This window comes from Paenibacillus sp. GYB006 (assembly GCF_036577645.1).
GTDB lineage: Bacteria > Bacillota > Bacilli > Paenibacillales > Paenibacillaceae > Paenibacillus.
Genome location: NZ_JARBDA010000003.1, coordinates 505821 through 522838 on the forward strand (window position 1 = coordinate 505821; position 17018 = coordinate 522838).

Genomic DNA, 17018 nt, shown 5'->3' on the forward strand with positions numbered 1-17018 from the left:
TTTGAACACCAATTGATAACTGGTGCTTCTATATTAACAGTGATTCAATTTGTTCCTTATGTTTATATGTATAAAATACATGCCCTCTGTTAAAGCAGATCCTTCAACTAATCGTTTACAAAATGTTCACAGTTGAGGTAGGATAGTGGTATCAATCAATAACTTGTATACAAGTATACATGGATGAAGTTTTCCTCATTTATTGCCGACTAACACTATTGTTCGTTATCATGAAGATAAAAGAAGTTTAGTGTATGAATAGGAGAGTTATATGATGCGTTATCCTTCTGCTTGGCTTGAAGGCAATTCTTTAGGAGAGTTAATTGTAAGCGATTTACGTTTGCAAATTATTGATGGTACGATCGCAAGGGGAGAAATCTTATCCGAGAATAAAATTGCTGCTCAGTTTAAAAGTAGTCGTTCCCCTGTGAGAGAAGCGTTTAAAACGCTTTCAAACGAGGGCTTAATTAGCTTAGAGCGGATGGGTGCCGTAGTTCTTGGACTAAGCTCAAAAGATAAGGACGAGCTTTATGATGTAAGGTACCTGATTGAAAGTTTCGTTCAAGAGAATTTAGCGAAGCAACTGCCTTATGATCTGTTGACAAAACTGCAGCAAATCATCGATAAAATGGAACTTGCAATGAGACATTCCGATTTTATTGAATTTGCTTATCTTGATTTCCAGTTTCATGAGACGCTTATTATCGAAGCAAATCATACTCGAATTCTACATCTTTGGAAAAGTATTCGGCAGATTATTATGACGTTGCTTTTACTTACAACCGAAGAGATTTTCTCCCATGGCGAAGAACGTATTAAAGCTGTCATTCAAAAACACCATAAGTTAATGAAAGGTCTTGCTTCCAAAGACCCCGAGATTGTAGCAAATGAAGTCAGGATCTACTTTACAGATTCACGACAAACACTGCATAAAACTTTTTAGGAATGTTTTTTAATGCAAATCAATTTCATAATACCTTTAGTTGCTTTCATCAAGGTGATATATAGATCAAAATGGTTCTATTTGTCTATATAGTTCCAAATTTATCGTTTTTATGAGTTATGAAATTGATTATTCATGCAGCTTATATTCAAGAGACTGGTGCAGAATATGTGCTTTTTCTCTCCTAAAAGTTGTCGACAAGTATACAAATTGGCGATATGTCGAATGACAGAGATTTTTGTAAGCGCACTTATTTCTAAATAGAGGATTCCTCCTCTACTATAAATCCCATCAAAAAGGAGAACATTCATCATGGAAAGCATCTTTGGCCTTAGTCATACAGCAACAATGCTGGTATGGACTCTTCTCACTATCGTATTTTTAGTTATACTTATTTCCAAATACCGATGGAATCCGTTTGTATCACTTTTGATTGCCGCATTAATTTTGGGCCTTCTCACAGGCATGAATACACAAGATGTTGTAACATCTATTACAAGCGGAGTTGGCGGAACGCTCGGCACGATTGCAATTGTGATCGGGCTGGGTACAATGCTAGGCAAAATGATGGCAGAGTCCGGCGGGGCAGAACGAATCGCTACTACTCTCGTTGATCGTTTTGGATTAAAACGGGTCCACTGGGCCATGATGATTGTTGGTTTTATTGTTGGTATTCCTGTATTTTTTGAAGTTGGTCTGATTCTTCTTATCCCGATTGTATTCACGGTAGCAAGAAAAACAGGTTTATCTATTCTGAAGATCGGGATCCCAATTTTGGCGGGTCTTTCTACTGTACATGGACTTGTTCCTCCTCACCCTGCGCCTATGATTGCTATTGAAGCATTCGGTGCTAACTTAGGACAAACCATTATGTATTCTCTCTTAGTGGGACTGCCGACTGCAGCTATTGCAGGTCCTGTATTTGCTAATTTTATTAGCAAGAGAGTCGATGTAGCTCCGCCAACCGAACTTGCAGAACAATTTTCATTAAAAAGTGAACGTGAACTTCCTGGTTTCGGTATTACATTGCTTACGATTTTACTGCCTGTTATCCTGATGCTAGCTGGATCCATCGCACTGATTGTAGATCCGGAAGGTGTTCATGGTTTCTCTCATTTTCTAGAGTTTATTGGTAATGAGGTTATCGCCCTTCTTATTTCTGTCGTATTCGCTCTCTTTTCTCTTGGGTTTGCTCGGGGATTCAACAAAAATGAAATTTCCAAGTTTACAAGTGAATGTCTTGCGCCGACTGCAAGCATTATTCTGATCATCGGTGCCGGCGGTGCTTTTAAACAAGTACTTATTAATAGTGGTGTCGGTGCAGCTATTGCAGAACTCGCTACAAGTATGAATATCAATATTATATTATTTGCTTGGCTTGTTGCCGCTCTAATTCGTGTAGCAACAGGATCAGCTACTGTCGCGATGACCACTGCTGCTGGTATTGTTGCTCCTGTCCTCGCACTTTCACCAGGTGCTAGTGTAGAACTTGTGGTTCTCGCTACTGGAGCAGGATCCGTTTTCCTTTCCCATGTGAATGATGCGGGATTCTGGATGATTAAAGAATTTTTCAATATGACGGTACCTCAAACCCTTAAGACATGGTCTGTCATGGAAAGTTTACTTTCTGTCGTCGCACTTGTCCTGATTTTATTGTTAAGTATCGTTATTTAACTGCTACTCTTACCTCTATTATTGGTAATAGCTTATAGAAAGAAGGCCTCCAAATATGAACTCATATATGATCGGCATTGATATTGGAACGACAAGTACAAAAGCAGTGCTTTTCGAGAAAAATGGAATGGTTATAGCAAAGGCGAGTGAGGAGTATCCTCTTCTCACGCCTGTTCCTGACTCGGCTGTTCAGAATCCAGATGAAATCTTGTCTGCTGTAATCCATACGGTCAAAGCGGTGATGTCAGAAAGCGGGATCTTACCAGAGCAGGTTTTGTTCGCCTCTTTTAGCTCTGCTATGCACAGCCTAATTGCTATGGATGCAAGCGGACTTCCTCTGACACCATGTATTACATGGGCGGATAATCGAAGTAATGTATGGGCGCGAAAATTAAAAGAAGAACTGAATGGACATGAAATATATCGTAGAACAGGAACACCCATTCATCCCATGTCTCCTTTATCTAAGCTCATCTGGCTAAAAAATGACCAAAAAAGTATTTTTGATCAAGCAGCCAAATTCATATCTATTCGGGAATACGTCACTTTAAGACTGTTCAATCAATATGTTGTAGACCATTCTATTGCTTCCGCTACCGGACTGTTTAATTTGCAGCGACTGGATTGGGACCAAGAAGCACTGGAAATAGCCGGCATCACTCCCGAACAATTATCTCAGCTTGTTCCTACTACACATGTGCTGACAGGCCTTGATCCTTATTATGCAAAAGAAATGGGACTAAGCCCTTCTACTCCTTTTGTTGTAGGAGCAAGTGATGGTGTACTCTCCAATCTTGGTGTAGGGGCAATCCACCCGGGAGAGGTAGCAGCTACGATCGGTACAAGCGGTGCAATCCGTACCGTTGTAGATAAGCCGGTCACGGATGTAAAGGGCCGTACCTTCTGCTATGCCTTGACTGAGAATCACTGGGTTGTCGGAGGACCTGTGAATAACGGGGGCATGATCTTCCGTTGGGTACGTGATGAAATGGCCGCGTCAGAAGTAGAAACGGCAAAAAGACTTGGAATCAGCTCCTATGATGTACTCACCCGTATTGCTGAGCGAGTAGCCCCAGGAGCAGACGGACTCCTTTTCCACCCCTATTTATCAGGTGAAAGAGCTCCTCTGTGGAATCCAGATGCAAAAGGATCCTTCTTCGGTCTTACGCTGCAACATAAGAAAGAACACATGATCCGCGCTGTATTAGAAGGTGTTATTTTTAATCTCTATACCGTTCTGCTTGCCATGAAAGAACAAATGGGACAACCAAGCCGAATTTTAGCCACTGGTGGATTTGCTCGTTCCCCGCTATGGCGGCAAATGATGGCCGATATTTTTGACCAGGAAGTTGTTGTGCCAGAGAGCTTCGAAAGCTCTTGTCTGGGAGCGGTAGTCCTTGGACTATACGCAACAGGCCATGCAGATTCCCTAGAAGTCGTTACAAACATGGTTGGAACAACACATGCACACTCTCCTAATCAAGATCAGGTCGATATCTATCAAGAGCTGCTTCCGATTTTTATCCGTATCTCTCGTAAGCTTACAGAAGAGTATGAGGACCTGGCCAAGTTTCAGCGCAAATATATCTCTACTACCAGCTAAGTTCTCCTTTATTTATATAAAAATCAAGGAGCCGGTCATTTTGACCGGCTCCTTTTTGTCTGTTCATAAATAAAATGTCGTCACATTTAGTATTGCTGGTTAGGGTCAACTTTCCCCCCATTTACAATTACATTTATTACGTTTTTCAGTTATCCACAGAGAAAAGAAGCCTCAAGTGACTCTTAATCTTCCCTCTTATCCAACATCAACTGATCATTTATAAGCACAACCTGTGAATAAATGATTTCAGATTTTTAATGATCTTGTCGAAAACTAAACAATTTATAAACAATATGTAGTGTTGTGATTAAAAATTATACACAAGTTATTGAATTTGTGGATAAAATCCTGAGATACGTTGAAATATAAGACTTCTTTTGCTATGATTATATTGCTTTTGGATGTGAATAGATGTTTCAATCCATAATATTATCAACAGCCTGTGGATAAAGTTGTGAACAATTTTCCGTTGTTCCTTCTTTTTTTGTTTAGCGTCCTATGGACATTGGGGATAAATTCTACAATATAAATTTTTTTTCGACATTCCACTCATGGCACTGGGCCACATTTGGAAGATTAAAAGGAGTGACAGTCTGTGGACAGCCATACTTCCGAATTATGGCAGCAAATACTATCGATCATACAAACGAAGCTAAGCAAGCCTAGTTACGACACTTGGTTTAAAGCAACGAAGGCGACGAAACTGACTGACCAAACTATTGTGATTTCAGCGCCAACCACCTTTGCTGTAGAATGGCTGGAAAGCCGCTATACGAAACTTGTCGGTTCGACTGTATACGAACTGCTCGGAAAGCAAGTGGACGTAAAATTTGTTATAGAAGAAGACAAGACGGCTGAGCCGGATCCGCAGCAAGTATTCACTCCTCCTCCAGTAACTCAAGAGGAAGCTGTGTCTCACATGCTTAATCCGAAGTACACTTTTGACACGTTTGTCATTGGCCCTGGCAATAGGTTTGCACATGCAGCCTCACTTGCCGTAGCAGAAGCACCGGCCAAAGCATACAATCCTCTCTTCCTGTACGGTGGAGTTGGACTCGGCAAGACACACCTCATGCATGCCATTGGGCACTACATTTTGGAGCACAACCCCAGTAGTAAGGTTGTTTACCTCTCCTCGGAGAAATTCACGAATGAATTCATTAATTCCATCCGGGACAACCGTGGTGAGAATTTTCGGAATAAATACCGTAACGTAGACATATTGCTGATCGATGATATTCAGTTTTTAGCTGGGAAAGAATCAACACAAGAAGAGTTTTTCCATACGTTCAATGCACTGCATGAAGAACGTAAGCAAATCATTATTTCAAGTGACCGGCCTCCAAAAGAGATCCCAACACTAGAAGAACGATTGCGTTCAAGATTTGAATGGGGACTTATTACGGATATACAGCCTCCGGATTTGGAGACAAGAATAGCCATTTTACGCAAAAAGGCGAGAGCAGAGAATTTGGATATTCCAAACGAAGCCATGATGTATATTGCGAATCAAATCGATACAAACATCAGAGAACTTGAAGGAGCACTAATACGTGTGGTAGCCTACTCTTCTCTAACGAACCAAGATGTCACAACTCATTTAGCTGCAGAAGCTCTAAAGGACATCATTCCGTCAAGTCGGCCTAAAATTATTACGATTCAAGATATTCAGCAGAAAGTTGGAGAATACTACAACTTGAAGATGGAGGATTTTAAGGCGAGAAAACGGACAAAGGCCGTTGCTTTTCCAAGGCAGATTGCCATGTACCTTTCAAGAGAACTGACAGATTATTCTTTACCGAAGATCGGAGAGGCATTTGGGGGAAGAGACCATACAACGGTCATCCATGCTCACGAGAAGATATCACAGCTCATTAAAACCGATCAGGAGCTCTTTAAAGTTATCAACAGTATTATCGAAAAAGTTAAAAACCCAACTTGAACAAGTACAAAGCCTATGCACAATCTGTACACATGTGGATAGGCTTAATTTTATGTCATTTAAGGCACTTATCCACATATTCAGTGCCCCTATTACTATTACTACTCTTTTTAAAAGATTACTACACCAAATAAACTAAGCTTTCAGCTCAACAAATTGAACTGCAAAAAAGCTTAGTTTTAAAGTCTCTATTTTTAAAAAACCGATGAATTAATTTATGCCGGTATAGCTTTTTTTATAACCAACTTTTTAAGTTTGAATCATTTAATCGCAAGTTCCAGAGCTTCAAACCTCTCTTCAAAAAAAAGAATTCATTTTTCCAAGGAGTGTAACTATGAAAATCAGCATAATGAAAAGTTATCTGAATGATGCCATTCAGCAAGTATCTAAAGCCATTTCTAGCAGAACAACAATTCCGATCCTGAGCGGTATTAAGTTTGACGTTAACTATCAAGGCGTTACACTTACGGCAAGTGATACTGATATTTCAATTCAGTCTTTTATCCCTCTTGAAGAGGATGGAAAAAGTGTAGTTACTGTCGAACAAGCAGGAAGTGTTGTTTTACCTGCTAAGTTTTTTGTCGAAATTATTAAGAAGCTGCCTTCTCAAGAAGTCAAAATGGAAGTGAAAGAGAACTTCAACACCTACATCTCTGCTGGAGCAACAGAAATTCAGCTGGTCGGCCTTGATCCAGAGGAATTCCCTGTACTGCCAAGCATTGAAGAGAACCAAACCGTCTCTATTCCTGGAGATTTGCTTAAAAATATGATTAAACAAACGGTGTTCTCTATTTCCACGCACGAAACAACGCCTATTTTGACAGGGGTTCTTTGGAGTCTTGCTGATAATGAGTTCAAATTCGTGGCAACAGACCGTCACCGTCTTGCTACACGCTCCGCTCACATCGAAGGAGCAGATGAGATTAAATTCCACAACGTGGTTATCTCCGGCAAAACACTGAATGAACTCAGTAAAATCGTACCTGATCAAAATACACTCGTTGATATTGTCGTTGCTGATAATCAAGTGTTATTCAAAATTGACCGTGTATTGTTCTACACTCGTATTCTGGATGGAACTTATCCTGATACTTCTAGAATTATTCCAACGACGTTTAAAACAGAACTGGTTTTGAATACAAAAAAACTAAGCGAGTCGATTGACCGGGCTTATTTGCTGTCTCGTGAGGAAAAAACGAATATTGTCCGCATGCAAACACTTGAAAGCGGCGATATTGAAATTTCGTCCAGTTCATCTGAACTCGGTAAGGTACGTGAGGAACTCGAGCTCAAAGAATTTAAAGGGGAACCTCTGAAAATTTCTTTCAACTCCAAATATATGCTGGATGTTCTTAAAGTCGTTGAAAGTGAAGAACTGATGATTTCCTTTACAGGAGTCATGAGTCCGATTATTCTGAAACCTATAGACAACAGCAATAGTCTTTATGTTATTTTGCCTTACCGTACAACCAATTAAGGCAAAAGTTATGCACATGAGAGGAAGTTTATCGTGAAAAAAATAGTTATCCACAGTGAATATATTAAGCTCGACCAGTTTCTTAAGCTGTCTGAATGTGTATCCACAGGAGGTATGGCTAAAGCACTTCTTCAAGATCAAGCGATCAAAGTGAATGGTGAAATTGAAGAACGTCGCGGTCGCAAGCTTTACCCTGGAGATCAGATTGAAGTTGAAGGGTCTGGCTCATTTGAGGTAGAAGCAAAGGCATAGGCAGCAGTAGGATGTGAACACCCGCTGCTTCCTCAAAGGGGCGAGGGGCAAGGGAGGATATAGAGCGTGTTTGTGACTGATATCGAACTAAAACATTTCCGCAACTATGAGTATTTGAAACTAGACTCTTTTGGTCCAGTCAATCTCATCATAGGACAAAACGCGCAAGGGAAGACAAATCTTGTTGAAGCCATTTATGCACTGGCTCTTACGAAAAGTCACCGTACATCAAAAGATAAGGAATTAATTCGCTTTGAGTCTGGCAGTGCAAACATCCGTGCACATGTGGATAAAAAATATGGCAAGATTCAGCTTGAACTTGCTCTTTCCCAACAAGGAAAGAAAGCAAAGATTAACGGACTAGAACAGCGAAAGTTAAGTGATTTTGTTGGAAGTTTGAATGTAGTTATGTTTGCACCAGAAGATCTCGAGATTGTAAAAGGGACACCGGGGGTTCGCCGCCGGTTCCTTGACATGGAGATCGGTCAGGTTGCTCCAGGATACATTTATCATCTTCAGCAGTATCAGAAAATTCTTGTTCAGCGTAATAATTTGCTCAAACAATTATACGGTGCTGGCGAGTCACAGCAAGTGATGCTGACCGTATGGAATGATCAGCTTGCAGAACATGGTGTTAAAATCGTAAAAAAAAGGAAACAATTCATAAAGAAGCTGCAAAAGTGGGCGGAAACGATTCACGAGGGGATCACAGGGGGGAAGGAAAAGCTTGAACTTGCCTATGTGCCTTCCTTTGCAGACCCTATGGAAGAAGATGAAGCTGTCTTATTGGATCGGTTTATGATAAAATTATCACAAACGAAGGATCAGGAGATTCGGCGGGGGATGTCCCTTACCGGACCACACCGGGATGATTTATCCTTCTTCATCAACGGACGTGAAGTGCAAACCTATGGCTCACAGGGGCAGCAGCGTACAACTGCATTATCCCTGAAGCTTGCAGAGATTGAACTGATCCGGGAAGAAATAGGGGAATATCCTGTTTTGCTTCTGGATGATGTACTTTCTGAACTGGATCCGTATCGTCAGACCCAGCTCATCGAAACATTTCAGAGCAAGGTGCAGACCTTTATTACCGCAACAGGCATAGAGACACTCAATACCAGCAAACTGAAGGATGCATACATCTATCAAGTTGACGCTGGTCATGTGGAACGTTAAGGAGAGGATCGGACAATGTATATTCACCTGGGCGGTGACAAGATTATCCGCTCTTCTGAACTCGTAGCCATTTTTGATATCTCTATTGAGAAATCTTCGAAGATTTCCAAACAGTATGTTACGTACGCGAAACAGGAGAAGAATATCGAACAGATTGGTGAAGAGGAAGCCAAGTCGATTGTTGTAACGAAAAGCACAGTTTACTATTCTCCAATATCCTCTGCTACACTCAAAAAAAGAGCGAACGTATTATCTGAAATATAAAAGCAATTATCCCACGAGTATCGTCACCTTGCTAACCGTTAGTAAGGAGGCGGTACTTTTATATCGCAGTCAGTTTTTTTATTTTATACACTCATATCAGCATCACTTGGATACACTCTAATCTTGAGAAGTAGGTGAAAGGCATGTCTATGAATCAACCGGCATATGATGCAGATGAGATTCAGGTCCTTGAGGGACTTGAAGCTGTCAGAAAACGTCCAGGGATGTATATCGGCTCTACCAGCGCAAAAGGCTTGCATCACCTCGTGTGGGAAGTCGTGGACAATAGTATCGATGAAGCACTAGCGGGTTTTTGCGATCAGATTGATGTTACCATTCATGAAGATAACAGCATTACCGTTGTTGATAACGGACGGGGAATTCCCGTAAGTGAACAGGCCAAAATGAAAAAGTCAGCCCTTGAGGTCGTAATGACTGTACTTCATGCTGGCGGTAAGTTTGGCGGCGGAGGATACAAAGTCTCGGGCGGTCTTCACGGGGTAGGTATTTCTGTCGTGAATGCATTGTCGAGTAAAGTCGTGGTTACCGTAAAAAGAGACGGGCACGTCTACAGACAAGAATATCAACGCGGTGTTCCTCAGTATGATGTGAAAGTAATCGGAGATACAGAAGAAACAGGAACAACGACTACCTTCTATCCCGATCATGAAATTTTTACAGAAACCACTGAATATGATTACAATACGTTGCTCACTCGGATTCGTGAACTTGCATTTCTTAACAAAGGAATTGGGCTTCGAATTACCGATGAACGTACAGGAGTTTCTAACTCTTTTCATTACGAAGGCGGAATTAAGGAGTACGTTCAATATCTGAATAATAAAAGAGAAGTACTCCATGAACAGCCGATCTATGTAGAAGGACAGAGAGAGAGTATTCAGGTGGAAGTAGCATTGCAGTACAACGACAGCTACGCCGAGAATATCTACTCTTTTGCTAATAACATTAATACACATGAAGGCGGTACTCATGAGTCTGGATTTAAGAGTGCCTTGACACGCGTAATCAATGATTATGCACGGAAGACCGGTATTATTAAGGACAATAACAGCAATCTTACTGGTGATGATGTACGTGAGGGACTCACAGCGATTATCTCGGTTAAGATTCCTGAGCCTCAGTTTGAAGGACAGACCAAAACGAAACTTGGTAATAGTGAAGTTCGGGGCGTCGTGGAATCCTTATTCGCAGAAAAACTGCAGGAGTTCCTGATTGAGAATCCTTCTACTGCCCGCCGTATTCTAGATAAAGCGCTCCAAGCATCCCGAGCACGTGAAGCGGCTCGGAAAGCAAGAGAGATGACTCGCCGTAAAAGCGTACTAGAAGTAAGCTCTCTGCCAGGTAAACTGGCCGACTGCTCTTCCAAAGATGCTTCCATCAGCGAACTGTATATTGTAGAGGGTGACTCTGCGGGGGGATCTGCAAAGCAAGGACGGGATCGTCACTTCCAGGCGATTTTGCCGCTGCGTGGTAAGATTCTAAACGTAGAGAAAGCAAGACTTGATCGTATCTTGTCTAATGCGGAGATTCGCGCTATTATCACTGCTCTTGGAACAGGGATTGGCGACGATTTCGATATTGAAAAAGCACGTTACCACAAAGTCATTATTATGACAGATGCTGATGTCGATGGTGCTCATATTCGTACACTCCTGCTAACTTTCTTTTACCGCTATATGCGTAAAATTATCGAAGCAGGATACGTATATATTGCTCAGCCGCCGCTTTTCAAAGTAGAGCGTAATAAAACGATCCGTTATGCAGGTTCAGAAGCAGAACGTGATGCCATTATTCGTGAGTTCGGCGAAAATGCAAAAGTTAACGTGCAGCGCTATAAAGGTCTTGGAGAGATGAATGCAACACAGCTTTGGGAAACGACAATGGATCCAGAAAGCCGTACAATGCTGCAGGTTTCCATAGGCGATGCAATGTTAGCTGATACAATGTTTGATACCCTTATGGGTGATAACGTTGAACCACGTCGTGACTTTATCCAAGAAAATGCTAGATACGTTAAGAACCTTGACGTATAGTATCTAATAAAAAGAGAAGAGGCCAGTTTGGCCTCTTTTTTATATCTATTTTGATGATTTCGATTTGGGTGCTGGCTTAAGTCTGCCATAGGCAGTGGCGTACTTTTTGATTTTACGATAGATGCTTTTATCGGGCAGGTAACCAAACACATAGAGACCTGGAGAAGTATTCACTTCAAGAATCCATGGTTTAACTTGGCCATCAAGAGCAATATCTAGTCCAATTTCTTTAATGCGAGGGTAGGTCTTTTCCATACATTTTGCTGTTCGTACCCCTAACAAAAAAAGTTCTTTTTTTAAATTTGTCGTCTGATCTTTGGTGAGATAGGGCATCATTAGCTGCTCAAAAGATACGATGCGTCCCCCGCCATTGATATTGGTTATAATTTTTCCTTTTGCTGCTACTTTACCTATTATTCCTGTAGCTTCCCAATTTCCGCTCAAATTACGCTGGACCATCACTCGTAAGTCAAAAGGGCGTTGCTGATATTTCAGGAGGGGGATTCCTCTTTGGACAAGATAAGATTTTCCCAAGGTTCGTTTAAGAATTGCTTTATGCAGGTCAGCGATAGAGCAATACAGCTCTTTCTTTTTTACATAATGAAGTTTATATGGCGCCTTAGTTACATCTTCACTGCTTGGCTCATCCGTGTTGTCCGTAGCTTCAGAAGTACGTTCAATCCTCATAATTCCTTTTCCATGGGTACCCTGTTCTGGCTTAATATAAACTGTTCGGTAGATTTGGCACATTTGTTCTAATGCAGTAAGACTATATTTTCTCGTTTCAGGATGGAAGGGGGCAATATATTTATCTTTCAAAAGGACCATCATCTTTTTCCACTTACTTGAAACTTTCTGGATACTCACAAAAAACCTCCTCTACTGTGAACACTTCATTCATTTCCACTTCCACATAAAATTGATTTGCGCGTTAGAGTACTGAGGGAAATCCATAGGACAAGGACTAAAAACAGTGGTATAATAGAGGAATATGGCGATTCCTGTGGACTCAGGTGAAATCCTGTAGGAAATGGTGGCATCTGCATTAATACAATGTATTCCTTAGCTGTGAAATAGGAAGGGCACTTCCCTAGGAGCGGCATGGATATGTAGAAATAGAGCAGGTTTAATAATGCTCTTTTTGTAAAGGCTTATGTAATAGGATAGATGTCAATTTAGGAGTACTACAGTCGTGTTAGGCTATAGTTATATAAAGATTAAACGTAAGGCAGCTTAACAATGTGGTTTTGATAGACTAGAAGGAGGTCCAGCATGGCGGATCAAAATAACTCGCAAATTAAAGACCGTGATATAGGCGTGGAGATGCGTGAGTCCTTTATGGACTATGCGATGAGTATCATCGTCAGCCGTGCTTTGCCTGACGTTAGGGACGGGCTTAAGCCGGTTCACAGACGTATTTTGTATGCAATGTCAGAGCTCGGCATGGCACCGGATAAACCTTATAAGAAATCTGCAAGGATCGTCGGTGAGGTTATCGGTAAGTACCATCCTCATGGTGACTCTGCTGTATATGAAACAATGGTGCGGATGGCTCAAGATTTCTCGCTACGTTATATGCTCGTTGATGGACACGGTAACTTCGGTTCCATTGATGGAGATATGGCGGCAGCTATGCGTTACACGGAAGCACGTCTTTCCAAGATCGCAATGGAGATGCTTCGTGATATCAATAAAGATACCATTGATTTTCAGCCAAACTATGACGGTGAGGAACATGAACCTATCGTACTTCCGGCCAGATATCCGAACCTTCTGGTAAATGGGGTAGGTGGTATAGCCGTAGGTATGGCTACCAATATTCCTCCGCATAATTTGGGTGAGGTTATTGATGGCGTACAAGCAATGATCAAAAATCCAGAGATTACATCTCTGGAACTGATGGATTATATTCATGGACCAGACTTCCCAACTGCAGGATATATCCTGGGTAGATCGGGTATCAGACAGGCTTATCAGACAGGCCGCGGTTCTGTCACAATGCGAGCTAAAACAACGATTGAAGAAGTGAATAATAAAGCACGAATTATTGTGCATGAAATTCCTTATCAAGTTAATAAAGCACGACTTGTAGAAAAAATTGCAGAACTCGTTCGTGACAAAAGAATCGAAGGTATTACAGATCTTCGAGATGAATCAGATCGCAGCGGCATGCGGATTGTTATTGAACTTCGCCGTGATGTAAATCCGAATGTAGTACTGAACAATTTATACAAGCATACTTCCATGCAGTCTAATTTCGGTATCAATATGCTTGCTATCGTAAATAACGAGCCGAAAATACTGAATTTGCGCGAAGTGTTGTATCACTACTTGCAGCATCAGATTGTTGTTATTCGCCGCCGTACAGAGTTTGAATTGCGTAAAGCAGAGGCTCGTGCGCATATTCTCGAAGGTCTACGAATTGCTCTTGATCATATCGACGAGATTATTGCACTTATTCGTGCTTCGGCAACGACGGAAGCAGCAAGAGAAAGCCTGATTAATCGTTTCGAATTAAGCCATGATCAAGCGCAGGCAATTCTCGATATGCGTCTGCAACGACTCACTGGACTGGAACGCGAGAAGATCGAGAATGAATATAATGAGCTTCTAGCTAAGATCACGGAGTTTAAAGAGATTTTGGCGAATGAGCATCTTGTTCTTCAAATCATCAGTGATGAGCTGCAGGAGATTAAGGATCGGTTTGCTGATGAGCGTCGTACCGAAATTACGGTTGGCGAGGAGAGCATTCTTGATGAGGATCTTATTCCTCGTGAAGATGTGATCGTTACAATCACTCATACAGGGTACATCAAGCGCTTGCCGGTATCGACTTATCGATCTCAGAGACGGGGAGGACGCGGCGTTGTTGGTATGGATACGAAGGATCAAGATTTTGTTGAACATCTTTTCGTATCGAATACCCATAACTATCTCATGTTCTTTACGGACAAGGGGAAAGTATACCGTCTCAAAGCTTATGAGATCCCTGAATTAGGACGTACAGCAAGAGGAACCCCAATTATTAACCTGATTCAGATTGAACAGGGAGAAACGGTGAATGCCGTTATTGAGGTTGAAGAGTTCGAGAGCGATAAATATCTGTTCTTTGCTACGAAGCAAGGGGTAGTGAAAAAGACACCGCTTGAGGATTATATAAACATACGTAAGGGCGGCCTAATTGCTATTCATCTTCGTGAAGATGACTCGCTTATTGAGGTAAAACTGACGGATGGAAAACAAGAAATGATCATGGGTACAGCACAAGGGATGTCTATTCATTTCTCTGAGAGTGATGTTCGCTCCATGGGCAGAAGTGCTACTGGCGTGAAGGGGATTACTCTTGATCCTGACGACATGGTTATTGGTATGGATATCATTGATCCAGATCAAGAAGTGTTAATTGTTACGGCTAATGGTTACGGTAAGCGTACACCAGTTGGTGACTATCGTATTCAGACTCGTGGCGGTAAAGGGATCAAGACGATCAATGTTACGGAGAAGAATGGTCCTGTTGTGAGCCTCAAAGTTGTAAAAACAGAAGAGGATCTCATGATTATTACAACCAGCGGTACACTGATTCGCATGAGTATGGAAGGTGTCTCTACAATGGGACGTTATACTCAAGGGGTTAAGCTGATTCATACTCGTGATAATGATTCTGTAGCGACAGTTTGTCGAACAGATAAGTCTGAAGAGAATGATGAAGAAGACGGTGAATTCGATAACGAGGGTAACATTGCTGGAGCAGATGAAATGTCTGATACAGATACGGATGCAGAAGAGAATGTAACGGATCAAACGGATATAGACACGAGCAGTGTGGAATCGGAAGAAGAATCCGAAGAAGAATAATTGGAAAAGAGTCTCCTGTCATGGGAGGCTCTTTTTTCATATAGAGCATGGAGAGAGCAATAACCATCTTTGTAATACCAATATACACACCAACAAAAAAGGTATATAATGTAAAAACATTATAATTTTAAAGTAATAAGAACGGAGCGGTAGTAAAAATGGCGTTGATGTCGATCATCGATTTAAAACCAGGAGCTAAATTAGTTAAAGATGTTCATACACCTTTAGGGGGATTGCTGCTTCCCAAAGGAAAAGTAATACTTCCGCGTGATCTAGATATATTGCGTGCTTTTCTCATTCAAACGGTAGATATCGATAGTAATCAGACTAAACAAAACAATTCCTCACCACCCCAAGATAGTAAGAAACAAGAGATAGAACAGAAGAGGGAAGAAGACGCTCAGTTCGAAGAAATTGTACGATCAGCTGAACTCACATCATTTGATGAAGAATACGATAAAATGATAACACTAATTAAGAAAGCTTTTAATGGAGCAGGAGCATTTGATATTCCGATATTCGAGCTTCGTACCCAACTAGAAATTTTGATTTTACATATTAAGAAATACCAAGTTCTTTATTTTGTACCTTCTTCTATTAAGAAAGAAGAATATATGTTTCACAATGGAGTACTCACAGCTTTAACATCCTACTTATTAGCTCAGTGGTGTAAGTTGCCCTCAAAAGATTGGGTCCAAGTAGCTCTTGCGGGTCTGCTGCACAACATAGGTAATAGTAAAATCGATCAATCATTAATAATGAGTCCTAATCTCTTATCTAATTTAGAGGAAGAAGAGGTACGCAAACATACAACATACGGATACAATATCCTTAAGCAAGTAAAGGCAATTAATGATGGAGTAAAACTAACTGCTCTGCAGCATCATGAGAAGATAGACGGATCTGGCTATCCACTTAAACTGGTTGGTGAACAAATTCATATTTATGCTAGAATTGTAGCTGTGGCGGATATCTTTCATGCTATGACTTTGGATAAGCCATATAAAGAATCACAGTCACCATATTTGGTATTAGAACAGATATTACTTGAGTCATTTGGAAAACTTGACCCCAAAATCGTACAGATTTTTATTCGGAGAGCAACACAGTTCCATCAAGGAACGATCGTGCGCCTAAGTGATGAAAGAATAGGTGAAATCATTTTTACAGATCGAGATCATCCAACTCGTCCTATGGTTTCTGTAGAAGGAACGATTGTTAACCTAGTAGCGCAGAGGCAGCTATATATTAGAGAGTTAATACAAAAATAAATATTATAGAAAACCCCTGCTTTTCGGTTGTATAATAGCAGGGGTTTTCTAATCTAAAAAGAAGTCTAAATAGAATTAAAAGTTTTTCTCAAAAAAAGACTTGCATAATTTTTATCAGCATGGTATATTCTAATTCCGGCCAAGAAGTTAGCCAGTAAGCAACACACTGAATAACCAAGTTTCATAAAACGAAGTTGAAATACTTTGAAAAAAAAGCTTGCATTTCTAAACCGGACATGATATGATATAAAAGTTGCTAACGTAGAGAGTTGTTAGCGAGATTGATCTTTGAAAACTGAACAACGAGGAGTTTTATGTAAGTAAAACTCGTGAGTGAATCAATACAAATTTAATTTGTTGGTCATAACAAATTGAATAGAGAACTTTAAGTTCTCGTCAGCATTTTCTAAATGAGCTTATCGCTCTTTTCAATAACTTTATTGGAGAGTTTGATCCTGGCTCAGGACGAACGCTGGCGGCGTGCCTAATACATGCAAGTCGAGC

General features: G+C 40.9%; 12 protein-coding genes and 1 rRNA gene. 12 read left to right on the top strand and 1 reads right to left on the bottom strand.

The window, feature by feature from the left end; genetic code table 11:
- Positions 1 to 274 precede the first annotated feature (274 nt).
- From PV403_RS11010 to gyrB, 9 genes are all read left to right on the top strand, one after another.
- Positions 275 to 943 (top strand): GntR family transcriptional regulator, encoded by a 669-nt coding sequence (locus PV403_RS11010; RefSeq protein WP_332084615.1) that lies wholly within the window; start codon positions 275 to 277, stop codon positions 941 to 943.
- A 312-nt stretch (positions 944 to 1255) separates the two neighbouring features.
- Positions 1256 to 2617 (top strand): GntP family permease, encoded by a 1362-nt coding sequence (locus PV403_RS11015; protein ID WP_332084589.1) that lies wholly within the window; start codon positions 1256 to 1258, stop codon positions 2615 to 2617.
- Positions 2618 to 2672: 55 nt separating this feature from the next.
- Positions 2673 to 4220, top strand: coding sequence for a gluconokinase (gntK, locus tag PV403_RS11020; RefSeq protein WP_332084590.1), 1548 nt, complete (start codon positions 2673 to 2675; stop codon positions 4218 to 4220).
- A 595-nt stretch (positions 4221 to 4815) separates the two neighbouring features.
- Positions 4816 to 6162, top strand: coding sequence for a chromosomal replication initiator protein DnaA (gene dnaA, locus PV403_RS11025; protein ID WP_160035495.1), 1347 nt, complete (start codon positions 4816 to 4818; stop codon positions 6160 to 6162).
- A 334-nt stretch (positions 6163 to 6496) separates the two neighbouring features.
- The gene (gene dnaN / locus PV403_RS11030) at positions 6497 to 7639 is read left to right on the top strand and encodes a DNA polymerase III subunit beta (protein ID WP_213530993.1); all 1143 of its coding nucleotides are present in this window, start codon (positions 6497 to 6499) and stop codon (positions 7637 to 7639) included.
- A 33-nt stretch (positions 7640 to 7672) separates the two neighbouring features.
- Entirely contained in the window at positions 7673 to 7891 is a 219-nt protein-coding gene (yaaA, locus tag PV403_RS11035) for a S4 domain-containing protein YaaA (protein ID WP_283771240.1), read from the top strand.
- 66 nt (positions 7892 to 7957) lie between these two features.
- Positions 7958 to 9070, top strand: coding sequence for a DNA replication/repair protein RecF (recF, locus tag PV403_RS11040; RefSeq protein WP_332084591.1), 1113 nt, complete (start codon positions 7958 to 7960; stop codon positions 9068 to 9070).
- 15 nt (positions 9071 to 9085) lie between these two features.
- The gene (gene remB, locus PV403_RS11045) at positions 9086 to 9334 is read left to right on the top strand and encodes an extracellular matrix regulator RemB (protein ID WP_191802346.1); all 249 of its coding nucleotides are present in this window, start codon (positions 9086 to 9088) and stop codon (positions 9332 to 9334) included.
- Between the two features lie 143 nt (positions 9335 to 9477).
- Complete coding sequence (gene gyrB / locus PV403_RS11050) at positions 9478 to 11388, top strand: DNA topoisomerase (ATP-hydrolyzing) subunit B (RefSeq protein WP_213530997.1); 1911 nt, start codon at positions 9478 to 9480, stop codon at positions 11386 to 11388.
- Positions 11389 to 11433: 45 nt separating this feature from the next.
- Here gyrB and PV403_RS11055 read toward each other — a convergent pair whose 3' ends face one another.
- Positions 11434 to 12255 (bottom strand): YheC/YheD family protein, encoded by an 822-nt coding sequence (locus PV403_RS11055; protein ID WP_332084592.1) that lies wholly within the window; start codon positions 12253 to 12255, stop codon positions 11434 to 11436.
- 405 nt (positions 12256 to 12660) lie between these two features.
- On the opposite strand from PV403_RS11055, the gene gyrA reads away from it, so the two are divergent.
- The 3 genes from gyrA to PV403_RS11070 all read left to right on the top strand — a co-directional run.
- Entirely contained in the window at positions 12661 to 15243 is a 2583-nt protein-coding gene (gyrA, locus tag PV403_RS11060) for a DNA gyrase subunit A (protein WP_332084593.1), read from the top strand.
- A 158-nt stretch (positions 15244 to 15401) separates the two neighbouring features.
- Complete coding sequence (locus PV403_RS11065) at positions 15402 to 16514, top strand: HD-GYP domain-containing protein (protein WP_332084594.1); 1113 nt, start codon at positions 15402 to 15404, stop codon at positions 16512 to 16514.
- A 437-nt stretch (positions 16515 to 16951) separates the two neighbouring features.
- Positions 16952 to 17018 (top strand): 16S ribosomal RNA (locus tag PV403_RS11070); the annotation flags it as partial.

Coding starts and splice junctions, on each gene's coding strand:
- gyrA (WP_332084593.1), top strand. CDS start 12,661: ATGGCGGATCAAAATAACTCGCAAATTAAAGACCGTGATATAGGCGTG.
- PV403_RS11015 (WP_332084589.1), top strand. CDS start 1,256: ATGGAAAGCATCTTTGGCCTTAGTCATACAGCAACAATGCTGGTATGG.
- gyrB (WP_213530997.1), top strand. CDS start 9,478: ATGTCTATGAATCAACCGGCATATGATGCAGATGAGATTCAGGTCCTT.
- PV403_RS11010 (WP_332084615.1), top strand. CDS start 275: ATGCGTTATCCTTCTGCTTGGCTTGAAGGCAATTCTTTAGGAGAGTTA.
- dnaN (WP_213530993.1), top strand. CDS start 6,497: ATGAAAATCAGCATAATGAAAAGTTATCTGAATGATGCCATTCAGCAA.
- remB (WP_191802346.1), top strand. CDS start 9,086: ATGTATATTCACCTGGGCGGTGACAAGATTATCCGCTCTTCTGAACTC.
- gntK (WP_332084590.1), top strand. CDS start 2,673: ATGAACTCATATATGATCGGCATTGATATTGGAACGACAAGTACAAAA.
- PV403_RS11065 (WP_332084594.1), top strand. CDS start 15,402: ATGGCGTTGATGTCGATCATCGATTTAAAACCAGGAGCTAAATTAGTT.